A 12,873-nucleotide genomic window follows, 5' to 3' on the forward strand; every position below is an offset into this window, starting at 1 on the left:
CATCTCAAAGGAAACCCCTGACAGGGTTTCATGATATTAAGCTCTACTGGCTTAAATCGGCACACTGTTGAGTTCTCAAACAACACACGCACATCCGACTCAACCGACCCTGTTCAGGCGCGGCCTCATCCGAGGCTGGTATTGCAAGTCAGGTTTTGCTCGATCCGCGCCCGGCCGTGGAGGACCGCTTGGTCCTTACCCGGTGGGTTTCGGTGTCTCGCAACGCCGCAGAACGTTACCCGGTCCGTTTCGCGATGTCAAATCCGCTCGACCCGGTGGAAGTCCCGGCCCTGTCGGCCTGCCGGAGCAGACTAGCAGGTGGTGTCTTCCGGCTCCGTCCGGGTCAGGCCCTGTGGCCTTTCCTGTCCGGCGCTCCGTGCGACATGGAGAAAGTTACGCAGGTAGAAATTCAAAGTCAAATCGGCTGGTCAGCGGCTTGCGGCCGGTCGGAGCCACACCGTGCGCACCTGCCCGGAGAGCACCTCGCCGAGCACCTCGTCCACCCCCACGGCGGTGGTCTCGCCCAAGCGCACCAGCTCGTAGCCCCACGTCCGGAACTCCCGCAGCACGACAGCGGGGTCGTCGCCGAAAGCGCTGGTCAGCGCCCCGTCGACACCGAAGATCACGTGCGGCCGGTCCTTGCGCAACCGGCGCACCAGGCCCCCGAGGGCCCGGTGCCCGCGGCCGGGGACGTCGACCTTGACGACCGACAACCGCTGCCCCCGGGCGGCCTCCAGCGCGTCGAGTTCGCGGTCCAGCCGGACCCCGGCAACCGCAACTTCACCCGGTGTGTCCGTGGTCACTGTTTTCGGGTCCCGGGGCGACACGGCGTACCCGCCCCCCGCCGAGGGCACCCCGACCAGGGTCGCGGGGCTGTCCCACCCGGCGGCGGCGAGCACGCCCAGACGTTCGGCCACCGACTCGGCGACGTTCTCGGACACGTTGTGCCGCAACAGTTCCAGCGCGTCCGGGTCGGGTTCGACGACGACCACGGTGCCGCTGGTGCCGAGCCTGCTCAGCACCCGGATGGCGTGGTAGCCGACGTACGCGCCGACGTCGAGGAACACGCTCTCCGGTTCGATCAGCGAGTCGACCAGCTCGGCGACCTCGGGTTCCCACACCCCGTTGCTCGACAGCACCGCCGACATGACGCTGTCGCGCGCGGGCAGCCGCAGCAGCCCCGCGTCGCACAGCACGAGCGAACTCGCGGTGTCGGTCGGGTTGGCGCGTTCCTGTTGGCGCACAACGACTCTGCGCAGCGCGTCGGTCGCCCGCAGGGCCTGGTCGGCCGACCAGGCCCCCATGGCGAGCTTGCTCTCCTGGGCGGTTTCGCGTTCGGCGAGCCGGGCTTCGAGCGCGTCCATCCGCGCGGTGCTCGCCGCCAGCGCCTCGGTCAGCCTGCGCACCTCGTCCCCGGCGGCCGGGGCGATCTCCGCCCGCTGCCCGACTTCGCGGACCCGCGACGACAGCTCCCCCAGTGCCCGCGCGCCGCCGGTGACGTCGCCGCGCAGGCGGGCGATCTCCTCGTTGGCGGTGGTGACCTGCCTGCCCATTGCGGTGGTGCGCTCGACGACCAGGTCCAGGTCGGCCCGCAGCAGGTCTACGTCGGTGCCCGCCCCGGGGGCGGCGAGCCGTTCCTGCCGTTCGTAGAGCTCTACCGCGGTCCGCTCGATGCCGTCGATGAGCGAGCCCATCACCGAGGTGAGGTGGTTGTCGTAGTGGGAGAGGACCCGGAGCACGGCCCGGCGCATCTGCGGGGCCATCGGGATCTTGTAGCCGACGTCGGCGTCGGGCCTGCGCAGCAGGGCGTGCCGGGCGGCCCGCAGGGCGCGCAGCGGGTCGTCCTCGGTGGCGGTGGCCAGTGCCCGGCCCGCCCGCCACCTGCGGTAGGCCAGTTCGACCCGTCTGCGCACGGCCGCGCCGGTCGCGGCGGGGGCCAGCGCCTCCGTGAGGTGGGTGCGGGCGGCGGAGCCGACCTTGTCGGCGGTGGCGTGGTCGTCGGCCAGGTCGCGCACGGCCCCGGCGATCATGGTGTCGGCGGCGAACTCGTCGACGGGCAGCACCACGCACCCGTCGGCGCCGAGCAGTTCGGCGCCGGTCCCGCCCGCGACGGTGATGAGGGGGACGCCGCGCAGGGACAGGTCGGTGAGCCACCGGTTGACCCGGGCGCCGTGCGGGTCGCCGGGTTGGTGGACGGAGACGGCCCAGGTGGCGGCGTCGACGGCGGTGGCGAAAGCGCTTTCCCTGGTGATCAGCCGGACCCGGGGTTCGCGGGCGGCGAACAGCCGCAGCCGTTCGGCCGCCTCGGTTCGGGTCAGCGCGTCGGGGACGAGCAGGAGCAGCCGCACGTCGTCGCGGGTGGGGAAGGCGGCGCGGAAGGCGGCGAGCAGGTCGTCGGCCTGGTCGGCGAGGCCGACGAAGGTGGGTTCGGTGTCGAGGCCGAGGTCGTGCCTGGCCTCGTCGCGGGCGGGTTCGTCGCGGGCGCCCCGGTCGGGGACGGGCAGCGGCACGGTGTGCGTGGCCACCCCGTCGGGCGCGGGGGCGGCGGCGGGCCAGACCAGCCAGCGCTCGTCGGCGCGGGCGGGCACCGGTCCGTACTCGTCGCGGACCGCGATGACGTGCCGTTGCCGGGGTACGGCGGCGGTCCCGGCGCAGGCGAGCACCACGGGGTAGACCGGTTCGTCGGAGATGGGCAGCCCGGAGGCGGTGGCGGCCAGTCGCAGCCGGTCGGCGAGGGGTCCGGTGCCGAGGACGGACACGCCGATCTGGTCGATCAGGGTGACGTCGGGGGCTTGCCCCGGTACGGCGCGCGGGTGCATCCGCCCGGTCGTCACGGCGTCGGCGGCGCACCAGTCGCGGTAGGCGCCCGCGTCCGCGCCGAACGGTTCGGGGAAGCGTTCGCGCAGGTCGGGGTCGTCTTCCCAGAGGCAGAGCGCCCACCGGGTGGCGTCGGGTTGGTTCGGTGGTGCCTCGCAGGCCCAGCGCAGGAACCCGGCGGGGTCGACTCCGGCGGCGGGTGGTTTCTGGGCGCGGTGGGCGGCGCGCAGCGAGGGCGGGAGCGCGGTGCCGTCGGCGAGGCTGCCGAACTTGGTCGTGGGGGTGGGCGGGTCTTCGCCCGCTTCCTCGGAGTAGTCGGCGCAGAGCTGGTTGAGGATGGGGTGTTCGGAGAGCAGGACGCGCGGGTGGTCGCGGTGCTCGGCGGTCAGGAGCCAGGGTTTGCGCGGGTCGAACCCGGTGAGGTCGACGGTCCGCAGCGGCAGGCCGCCTGCGGTCAGGTTGCCGTCGGCGTCGCGGCCGAGGGGGCGTTGGGCGGCGTTCCAGCGGGAGAGGTTGAGGCCGGGGTCGCGCAGGACCCGGTGGTCGACCAGTGCGGGCGCCCCGTCGAGGAACACCCCGGCGCGGGCCGGGGTGGCCAGGCTGACCTCGGCCCAGGCGTGCAGGAAGTGCTCCGCGCCGTGGGTGACGGCGATGAACCCCTCGTCGTAGACCCCGGCGGCCAGCAGGTCGTCGGCCCCGGGTTGGAGCCCGTCGGCGGGCAGCGGTCGCAGCGCCTTGGGCACGAGGACGACGGCGGCGTCGGTGAGCGCGTCGGTGACGTGGGTGAGGGGGGCGTGCACGCGGACCTGGGGTGCCAGGTGCAGCACCGCGTCCTCGCCGTCGAGCAGCCACTCGAGCAGCCGGGGCCGCAGGGCCGCGCACGCTTCCGCGGCGGTGTGCCCGGTGGCCAGCGCGGCGAGTTCGGCGTCGCCGATCCCGAGTTCGGCGGGTGGGATGGTGTCCGGGGCGGTGCCGTCGACGAGGAGGATGACGAAGCGCGCCCCGGGGTGCTGCTCCCGGAACGTCCGGGCGGCCACCCGAGCCGCGCCCAACCGTGCACAGTCGACAACCGTGCAGGCGCTCAACGACCGGGTCCCGACGACGTCTGCCACCCGGCCAACCTAATGGCTTCCCCCACCCGGGCGCGATGGTTGGAACTCGTGTGGGTGGTGCGCCGGAACTCTCCGCAGCACTGCCCGCGGTCCCCCCATCCCGCGTTTCCCCCGGTGGACGCCACATCGTTCCCGATCCCCTCGCCCTGTGTGGCGCATCGCTCCTCTCCGTCAAGGGCAACCGGAAACCTGTGGACCCCAGCGACGACTTGTCCACAGGAAGATCAACACCACCCCTCCCCTGTCACCCCCGCCGGTAGAATGGCCCCACGGACCCGAATCCCCCGGGAGGGTGGGGGTTTGGGATGGCTTGGTCGCCTGCCGCAGCGCGCGCCGGATGTCAAACGGGTGGGCCGAGCTGTGGACAAGTCGCGCGGAGCGGGCTGTGGAACAGCTCACCGGGCCGGGTGGCCCATGGGGTCGGCCCCGTGCCCCGGACCGGGGTCATGACCGGCGGCGAGCACCCTGGCCCCGGGTGGTGCGGCGGTTAGGGCGCTGCGCGGCGGTTGGCCGGGATTCGTCCTGCACGACCGGGGCACCGCCGAGCGCCGGAACGCGGTGGCGGGCGCCCTGCGCTGCGACGGCGGCCCGGCCGCGCTGTCGGGGGGCTGCGACGGCGCCCTCGACCACCTCGGTCCGCGAGTGCGCGGTGGGCGTCGAGCCGGGCACCCCATGCGTCGTCTCGGCCGCGATCCGGCCGGATCGCGGCCGGGGCGGGCTCGGGCCGCGCGGTGGAGCCTGGCGGTCGCGCCGGTGCGCCGCGTCCCCGAGGCGGAGCACCGGTCGACTTCGCGGGCTGGACCTCCCCCACCGACGGGCTGCACCGGACTCCGTGGTCCGCACCCGCCGGCGCCACGGTCCGGGGATGGTCGTGACCGTGGCGCAGTGGGAGGGGTGGACCGATGCTGCGTTCCCGCACGCAGCGGTCGGTACCTGGTCCCCGGCGCGCTCACCCCGGGCGAAGTCGACCGGGGCGCGCACGAGGAGACCGGCCTCTGGGTGCGCCACCCGGACCTCAGAGCACGGGCAGCAGGGACCGCAGCTCGTAGGGGGTGACGCTGCGCCGGTAGGCGTCCCACTCGGTGCGCTTGTTCCGCAGGAAGTAGTCGAACACGTGCTCCCCCAGCGTTTCCGCCAGCAGCTCCGAGTTCTCCATCTCGTTGAGTGCCTCGCCCAGGTTCTGCGGCAGGTTCGCGTACCCGGCGGCGCGGCGCTCGGCGTCCGACAGCGACCACACGTCGTCCTCGGCGGCGGGCGGGAGGGTGTAGCCCTCGGAGACGCCCTTGAGCCCGGCGGCCAGTATCACCGAGTAGGCCAGGTACGGGTTGCAGGCCGAGTCCAGGGAGCGGATCTCCACCCGCCGCGACGAGGACTTGGTCGGCGAGTAGTTCGGCACGCGGACCAGCGCGGAGCGGTTCGCGTGGCCCCAGCACACGGCCGTGGGGGCCTCGCCGCCGACGATCAGCCGCTTGTAGGAGTTGACCCACTGGTTGGTGATCGCCGAGATCTCCCGCGCGTGCCGCAGCAGGCCCGCGATGAACGCCTTGCCGGTGTCCGACAGCTCGTACGGGTCCTCGTTGTTGTAGAACGCGTTCTGGTCGCCCTCGAACAGGCTGACGTGGGTGTGCATCCCCGAGCCCGGCTGGTCGGAGAACGGCTTGGGCATGAACGACGCGTGCACGCCCTGGGTGAGCGCGACCTCCTTGACCACGTACCGGAACGTCATGACGTTGTCGGCCATGGTCAGCGCGTCGGCGTAGCGCAGGTCGATCTCCTGCTGGCCGGGGGCGTTCTCGTGGTGGCTGAACTCCACCGAGATGCCCATCGCCTCCAGGGTTTCGATGGCGTGGCGGCGGAAGTGGGTGGCGCTGGCGTGCGAGGCCTGGTCGAAGTAGCCGCCGTTGTCGGCCGGTTCGGGTTCGCTGCCGTCGGCCGGGAGGTTCTTGAGCAGGAAGAACTCGATCTCCGGGTGGACGTAGCAGGTGAACCCGGCCTCGCTGGCCCGCGACAGGGTGCGGCGCAGGACGTGCCGGGGGTCGGCCCAGGAGGGGGAGCCGTCGGGCATGGCGATGTCGCAGAACATGCGGGCGGAGTAGGGCTCGCCCTCCGGGGTCTCCCAGGGCAGGACCTGGAAGGTGGCCGGGTCGGGCTTGGCGATCATGTCCGACTCGTACACCCGGGAGAAGCCCTCGATCGCGGAACCGTCGAAGCCGATGCCCTCGGCGAACGCGCCCTCGAGTTCGGCGGGCGCGACCGCCACCGACTTGAGGAAGCCCAGCACGTCGGTGAACCACAGGCGGACGAACCGGATGTCGCGTTCCTCGAGGGTGCGGAGGACGAATTCCTGCTGGCGATCCATGGGCGCAGCGTAGATGTTAGGCGGCCCCCGGCGCCCCTGCGGGTTGTCGCTGTGACGTGATCCGCAGGGACATGACGGCGGCCAGCGCGCACAGGCCGCCCGCGAGGTACCAGGCGGGGTCGTAGCCGCCGTGGTGGTCGCGGATCAGGCCCGCTCCGGTGGCGGCGAGGGCGGCGCCCACCTGGTGGGAGGCGAAGACCCAGCCGAAGACGATCGGGCCGTCGGCGCCGAACACCCGGCGGCACAGGGCGACCGTGGGCGGGACCGTGGCCACCCAGTCCAGGCCGTAGAAGACGACGAACCCCCACATCGGCGGTTCGGTGGTGGCGGCGAACAGGTGCGGCAGCACGAGCAGGGAGGCGCCGCGCAGGCTGTAGTAGGCGCCGAGGAGCAGGCGGGGGTCGACCTTGTCGGTGAGCCAGCCGGAGGCGATGGTGCCCGCGACGTCGAACAGGCCGACCAGGGCCAGCAGGGAGGCGGCGGTGGTGGCGGGCATCCCGTGGTCGTGCGCGGCGGGCACGAAGTGGGTGCCGATGAGGCCGTTGGTGGAGGCGCCGCAGATGGCGAACCCGCCCGCGAGCAGCCAGAACGTCCGGTTCCGCACCGCCACGCGCAGGACTCGGAGCGCGCGGGCGGCGGCGTGGCCGGGGTTGGGGGCCTGCGTGGTGGGAGGGGCCGCGGGGTCGGCGCCGTAGGCGGTGGTGCCGACGTCGCGCGGGTGGTCGCGCAGGGCGAGCAGGACCAGCGGCACGACGGCCAGGGCCGCGAACGACACCGCCAGCGACGCGGGCCGCCAGCCGTGGTCGCGGGCGAGCAGGGCCACGACCGGCAGGAAGACGAGCTGGCCCGCCGCGCCCGCCGCGGTGAGCACGCCGCTGACCAGGCCCTGGTGCCTGATGAACCAGCGGGAGGTGACGGTGGCGACGAACGTCAGCGCCATCGACCCGGTGCCGACGCCGACGCACACGCCCCAGAGCAGCAGCAGTTGCCAGCTCGCGGTCATGAACACCGTCAGGCCGCTGCCCGCGGCGACCAGCAGCAGCGCCCCGGTGACCACCCGGCGCATGCCGAGCTTCTCCATCAGCGCCGCGGCGAACGGGGAGATGACGCCGTAGAGCACCAGGTTGATCGACACCGCCGCGGAGATGGTGCCGGTCGACCAGCCGAACTCGTCGTGCAGCGGGGTGATGAGCACGCTCGGGGCGGCGCGGAAGCCCGCGGCGCCGACCAGTGCCACGAAGGCCACCGCGGCCACGGACCAGGCCCGGTGCGGGCGGCGGGCGCGGACGGGGGCGTCGTCGAGTCTTGTCACGCAGAACAGGTTGTGGGTTGCGGCGGTTCACCGGAAGTGGCCTGAGTGCCAACATGTGGAAGGATTCGGCCATGACGCACCGGGTGGCCGTCCTGGCTGTTGACGAGGCCGTGGGCTACGACCTGGCCATCCCCCCGCAGATCATGCGCTCGGCGGCAGGCCCGGACCGGGAGCCGCTCTACGACGTGGTGGTGTGCGGCGTCGACCGGGAACCGGTGCGGATGAACACCGGGTACCGGGCGCTGCTCGAGCACGGGCCGGAGGCGCTGGCCACCGCCGACACCGTGGTCGTGCCCGGCACGATGGCCCCGGGTCCGCGCCACCGGGGGGTCCTCGACGGGCCGCTGGCCGACGCGCTCGCCCTGATCAGGCCGGGCACGCGGGTCATGTCGATCTGCACCGGCGCGTTCGTGCTGGCCGCCGCGGGCCTGCTCGACGGCCGCCGCGCCACCACCCACTGGCGGTACGCGGAGCAGTTCCGCGCCCTCTACCCGCGCGTGGACCTCGACCCGGATGTGCTGTTCGTCGACGAGGGCGACGTGCTGACCTCCGCGGGCCTGGGCGCGGGCGTGGACCTGTGCCTGCACGTGGTGCGCACCGACCACGGCAGCGCCGCCGCCAACCGCGCCGCCCGGCACTGCGTCGTCCCACCGCACCGCGACGGCGGGCAGTCGCAGTTCATCGACCGCCCGCTGCCCTCGGCGGGCACCGGCGGCACCGGCCCGACCCGCGAGTGGGCGCTCAACCGCCTGCACAAGCCGCTGGAGCTGGCCACCCTGGCGGCCCGCGCGTCGATGAGCGTGCGCACGTTCTCCCGGCACTTCCGCGCGGAGACCGGCCTGTCCCCGGGCGCGTGGCTGGTCCAGCAGCGCCTGCGGCACGCCCGGCACCTGCTGGAGACCACGGACCTGCCCATCGACCGGGTGGCCGAGGAGTCCGGCCTGGGCAGTGCGGCGTCGCTGCGCCAGCACCTGCGCGCCACGATCGGCGTGTCACCGCTGGCCTACCGCAGGACTTTCCGCGCCCCCTGAGAGCCACCCACTCACCGGTGGAGCACTTTTCCGCAGGTCGGGCCCGCCTGTGGACAGTTTCTCCCGCCCTCAGCCGATCCCCCCTACGATCCCTCCCATGGTCACGCGCCGAAGGTTTCTGGGAGCACTCGCGGTCGTCGGGGTGCTCGTGTCCGGCTGCACGTCGAACGGGGGCTCGACGCCCGGTGGGCAGACGAGCACCCTGCCCGACGGGGCAGCGCTGTTGAAGTCCGCCACCGAGGCGACGAGGAAGATCGAGACCGTCCACTTCTCGCTGAAGGTCAACGGGACGGTCAACGCCATCCCGGTGCAGAACGCCGACGGCGACATCACCCGCCTCGGCGGGGGCGGGGCGCAGGGCACGGTCAAGCTGACCCTCCTGGGCCAGCTCATCGAGGGCAAGTTCGTGCTGACCCCCGACGACCTGTACCTGCAGGGACCGACGGGCGGCTACCAGAAGCTCGACGCCTCGCTGGTCACCAACATCTACGACCCGTCGGCGATCCTCGACCCGGACCGGGGCGTGGCGAACGTGCTGGGCAACATCCAGGACCCGAAGACCGAGAAGCGCGAGACCGTCGACGGGGTCGACGCGTTCAAGGTCAACGGCCGGGTCGCCAAGGACGTCGTCTCCCGGGTGGTGCCCGGGGTGAGCAGTGACGTCGACCTGTCGATCTGGGTGCGCGACAACGACACCCGCGACCCGGTCAAGGCGACGGTGGAGGTGCCGCAGGGCGACCAGACGGCCACCGTGGACCTGTCGCTGTCGGAGATCGGCAAGCCGGTCACGATCACCCCGCCGAACTGACGTGACCGCCACCGCCGCCGCGCCCCGCCTGCGGGGCCGCTCGATCGCCATCGGCGCGGGCGGCCTCGCGGTGCTGCTCGGCGCGCTGGACACCTACGTGGTGGTCAGCGTGCTGCGGCAGATCATCACCGACCTGCGCATCCCGATCAACCGGTTGGAGCAGGTCACCCCGATCGTCACCGGGTACCTGCTCGGCTACATCGCCGCGATGCCGCTGCTGGGCCAGGCCTCCGACCGGTTCGGGCGCAGGCCGCTGCTGCAGGCGTGCCTGCTCGGCTTCACCGCCGGGTCGGTCATCACGGCCCTGTCCGGCGACCTGACGACGCTGGTCGCCGGGCGGGTGGTGCAGGGCGTGGCGAGCGGCGCGCTGCTGCCGGTCACCATGGCGCTCGCGGCGGACCTGTGGAGCGAACGCGACCGGTCGACCGTGCTCGGCGCCGTCGGCGGGGCGCAGGAGCTGGGCAGCGTGCTCGGCCCGCTCTACGGGGTGGCCGTGGCGGCCCTGCCGCTGTGGTCCGACGCGTTCGGCATCACCGGGTGGCGCGGCGTGTTCTGGGTGAACGTGCCCCTGGCCGTGCTGGCGATGGTGGCGGTGCAGTTGACCGTCCCGAAGCGGGCCGCCGCCGCCGAGCGGGTCCGGGTCGACGTGGTCGGCGGCGCGCTGCTGGCGGTGACGCTGGGCCTGGCCGTGGTCGGCCTCTACAACCCCGACCCGCGCACGGCGGTCCTGCCGTCGTGGGGTCTGCCGACGCTGCTCGGGGCGGCGGTGGCCCTGGTGCTGTTCCTGCTGTGGGAGCGCCGCGCCCGCACCCGCCTGATCGACCCGGCGGGCGTGGCGATGCGCCCCTTCCTGGCCGCCCTGGGCGTCTCGGTCGCCGCGGGCGCGGCCCTGATGGTCACCCTGGTCGACGTCGACCTGTTCGCCCAGACCCTCCTGGGCCGCGACGACCAGGGCGGGGTGTTCCTGCTCCTGCGCTTCCTGGTCGCCCTCCCGATCGGCGCGGTCGCGGGCGGCTGGCTGGCGGGCCGCGTCGGCGACCGCCCGGTGTCGGTGGTCGGCATGGCCGTCGCGGCGGTCGGCTACCTGCTGATGTCCGCCTGGCCCGCCGACCCCCTGGGCGGGGGCTGGTTCCCCGGCCTGTCCCACGTGGACACCGACCTGGTCGTCGCGGGCCTCGGCCTGGGCCTGGTCATCGCCCCCCTCTCGGCGGCCGTCCTGCGCGCGGTCCCCACCGAACGCCACGGCGTGGCCGCCGCCGCCGTGGTCATCGCCCGGATGACCGGCATGCTGGTCGGCGTGGCCGCCCTCTCCGCCTGGGGCCTGCACCGCTTCCACTCCCTGACGGCGAACCTGAACGTCCCCCTGCCCTTCGGCAAGGACCCGGCGGTGGCGGCCAAGGAGATCGCCGACTACCAGGCGGCACTGCAATCGGCCCTGCTCACCCAGTACACGGAAATCTTCCTGATCACAGCCGTGGTCTGCGCCGCGGGTGCCGCCCTGGCCCTGCTGATCAAACCCCGACCAACCCCCGAAACGAGTGATCCACAGCAGTCCCCCGCCGCAGTCGATTGACCGGGGAACAATGGATGCCTCGCGGAGCGACCGCGACCGCAGCGGCGTCCCGACACGGCGCCGGTCGTGTTCACCCGTCGCTTCGAGTGGGACGCCGGTGGCCGGGGGCGGCCCCGAGGGGCGCGACCGAGCGGGGGTGGGGTTGCTGAGCAGGTTCCTGGGAGTCGAACGAGAACGGGGTTCGGGAGGCGGCGGTTTTGTGCTCGGCGAGTAGGTGATCACCAGATTGGGGGGCGGTCATGCGGTTGTCGGTGGTGCGCGCGGCGGTGGTGCTCGTGGGGGTGGCGTTCGCGGGTGGGGCGGGGTGTGGGGCTGGAAATCCCTCGGCGGTGCCGGTGAACGGGGCCCTGGTGCCGGTGGAGCAGCGGGTGGCGATCGACGCGGTGGCGGGTGAGGACCTGGTGGAGCCGGGGAAGGCGTTGTCCAGCAACGACTTCGCGGGTGAGGTGGTGGTGCTCAACGTGTGGGGGACGTGGTGTGGGCCGTGTCGCGGGGAGGTGGGGGAGTTGGAGCGGGTGCGGGCTGACACCGAGGGTGCGGGGGTGGAGTTCCTCGGGGTCGACATCCGGGACAACGACCGCAGCGTCCCGGTGGACTTCGTGCGGGACCGGGGGGTGGGGTACCCGTCGATCTACGATCCGGCGGGGCGGTCGTTGGTGGGGTTGGGGAAGTACCGGAGCATCGCGGTGCCGACGACGCTGGTGCTCGACCGGCGGCACCGGGTCGCGGCGGTGTTCCACGGGGCTGTGCTGGCCGAGGACGTGCTGCCACGGGTGCGGGAGGCGGTGGCGGAGGCCGTCGGGTGAGCGGGAGCGGAAGTACCGGGGTGGATGGGGACGCTGGATGGGGGGGACACCAGGTGGGCGGGGCCCAGGGTGAGCGGGAAACCGGGTGAGTGGGGCAGTCGTAGCGGGGAGGGTGCGGACGCCGCCGGGTTGACGGGGGCGCCGGGTTGACGGGGGCGCCGGGTTGGCTTGTGGGGTGGCGGGGGTTGGGCCGGGGGGTCATACGATCGGATCATGGAGTGCCGGTGATGGACAGCGCCGCGGAGCAGTTGGGGCGGATCGGGCGGTTCGAGCACGGGTTCGCCCGGGTGCAGGCGACCGAGGTGGTCGACTTCCCGTGGGGTTATGCCTTGCTGCAGGCCGACTACCCCGCCTCGTGGACGCACAACCGGGTGGTGGTCACCGGGTCCGTCGCCGCGGAGGAGGTGATCGGGGTGGCGGACGAGGTGTTGGGTGGGGCCGGGCTGCGGCACCGGCAGGTCCAGTTCGACGACGCCGGGGCGGGGGCCGCGGCGGCGGGGGCGTTCGGGCGGGCCGGGTACCGCAACCACGAGCGGATCGTGACCATGGTGCACGACGGCCCGCTGCCCGAGGGGGACCGCGCGCTGGTCGAGGCGGTCGACTTCGAGGACCTGCGGCCGTGGCTGATCCGGGATTGGCGGGCCGACTTCCCCGACGACCCGGACCACGAGATCGAGCAGTTGGCCGACCGGGTGCGGCTCTACGAGCGCGGGGCCGAGGTGACCTTCCTGGCGGTGCGCGGGCGCGGCGGGCGGGTGCTGGCCCGGGGTGAGCTGTACCGGCGGGACGGGGTGGCGCAGTTCGAGAACCTGATCACCCTGCCGGACAGCCGGGGGCGCGGATACGGGCGGGCCCTGGTCGCCGAGGCGCTGCACCGCTCGGCCGACGACGACGTGCGCTACCTGATCGCCGAGGCCACCGGGTGGCCCCGGCGCTGGTACCGGCGCCTCGGGTACGTCGACCGGACCGAGGTGCACGTCTTCCAGCGGACACCTGGCAGCCAGGCCGTCTCCTGACAGCCAGGCCATTCCTGCGAAAGCCCAGTCTTTCGCTGG

At 73.2% G+C, this 12,873-nt stretch carries 8 protein-coding genes; 5 read left to right on the forward strand and 3 right to left on the reverse strand.

Annotated elements, in window-relative coordinates:
• Nucleotides 1–428 precede the first annotated feature (428 nt).
• The 3 genes from DFQ13_RS03620 to DFQ13_RS03630 all read right to left on the reverse strand — a co-directional run bounded on the left by DFQ13_RS03620 (nt 429) and on the right by DFQ13_RS03630 (nt 7,600).
• Nucleotides 429–3,929: an FkbM family methyltransferase gene (locus DFQ13_RS03620; protein WP_146241081.1), complete on the reverse strand. Its 3,501-nt coding sequence runs from the start codon at nt 3,927–3,929 to the stop codon at nt 429–431.
• 1,015 nt (nt 3,930–4,944) lie between these two features.
• Entirely contained in the window at nt 4,945–6,288 is a 1,344-nt protein-coding gene (locus DFQ13_RS03625) for a glutamine synthetase family protein (RefSeq protein ID WP_035285047.1), read from the reverse strand.
• Nucleotides 6,289–6,304: 16 nt separating this feature from the next.
• Complete coding sequence (locus DFQ13_RS03630) at nt 6,305–7,600, reverse strand: MFS transporter (RefSeq protein WP_110078843.1); 1,296 nt, start codon at nt 7,598–7,600, stop codon at nt 6,305–6,307.
• Nucleotides 7,601–7,671: 71 nt separating this feature from the next.
• Here DFQ13_RS03630 and DFQ13_RS03635 point away from each other — a divergent pair, with 71 nt between their 5' ends.
• The 5 genes from DFQ13_RS03635 (at nt 7,672) to DFQ13_RS35485 (ending at nt 12,834) form a co-directional block, all read left to right on the forward strand.
• Nucleotides 7,672–8,631, forward strand: coding sequence for a GlxA family transcriptional regulator (locus tag DFQ13_RS03635; RefSeq protein WP_110078844.1), 960 nt, complete (start codon nt 7,672–7,674; stop codon nt 8,629–8,631).
• 97 nt (nt 8,632–8,728) lie between these two features.
• Nucleotides 8,729–9,439, forward strand: coding sequence for an LppX_LprAFG lipoprotein (locus DFQ13_RS03640; RefSeq protein ID WP_035285055.1), 711 nt, complete (start codon nt 8,729–8,731; stop codon nt 9,437–9,439).
• Between the two features lies 1 nt (nt 9,440).
• A complete protein-coding gene (locus tag DFQ13_RS03645) occupies nt 9,441–11,012 on the forward strand; it encodes an MFS transporter (protein ID WP_233438256.1) in 1,572 nt (523 codons plus the stop codon).
• Between the two features lie 239 nt (nt 11,013–11,251).
• Nucleotides 11,252–11,818 (forward strand): TlpA disulfide reductase family protein, encoded by a 567-nt coding sequence (locus DFQ13_RS03650; RefSeq protein WP_110078845.1) that lies wholly within the window; start codon nt 11,252–11,254, stop codon nt 11,816–11,818.
• 227 nt (nt 11,819–12,045) lie between these two features.
• Nucleotides 12,046–12,834, forward strand: a complete 789-nt coding sequence (locus DFQ13_RS35485) for a GNAT family N-acetyltransferase (protein WP_146241083.1) — start codon at nt 12,046–12,048, stop codon at nt 12,832–12,834.
• Nucleotides 12,835–12,873 lie beyond the last annotated feature (39 nt).

Origin of the sequence: Actinokineospora spheciospongiae (assembly GCF_003182415.1) — a bacterium.
Taxonomy (GTDB): domain Bacteria; phylum Actinomycetota; class Actinomycetes; order Mycobacteriales; family Pseudonocardiaceae; genus Actinokineospora; species Actinokineospora spheciospongiae.

Excerpts from the sequence above, each read along its gene's own strand:
- DFQ13_RS03625 (WP_035285047.1), bottom strand. The coding sequence starts at position 6,288 with ATGGATCGCCAGCAGGAATTCGTCCTCCGCACCCTCGAGGAACGCGAC.
- DFQ13_RS03635 (WP_110078844.1), top strand. The coding sequence starts at position 7,672 with ATGACGCACCGGGTGGCCGTCCTGGCTGTTGACGAGGCCGTGGGCTAC.
- DFQ13_RS03640 (WP_035285055.1), top strand. The coding sequence starts at position 8,729 with ATGGTCACGCGCCGAAGGTTTCTGGGAGCACTCGCGGTCGTCGGGGTG.
- DFQ13_RS03650 (WP_110078845.1), top strand. The coding sequence starts at position 11,252 with ATGCGGTTGTCGGTGGTGCGCGCGGCGGTGGTGCTCGTGGGGGTGGCG.
- DFQ13_RS35485 (WP_146241083.1), top strand. The coding sequence starts at position 12,046 with ATGGACAGCGCCGCGGAGCAGTTGGGGCGGATCGGGCGGTTCGAGCAC.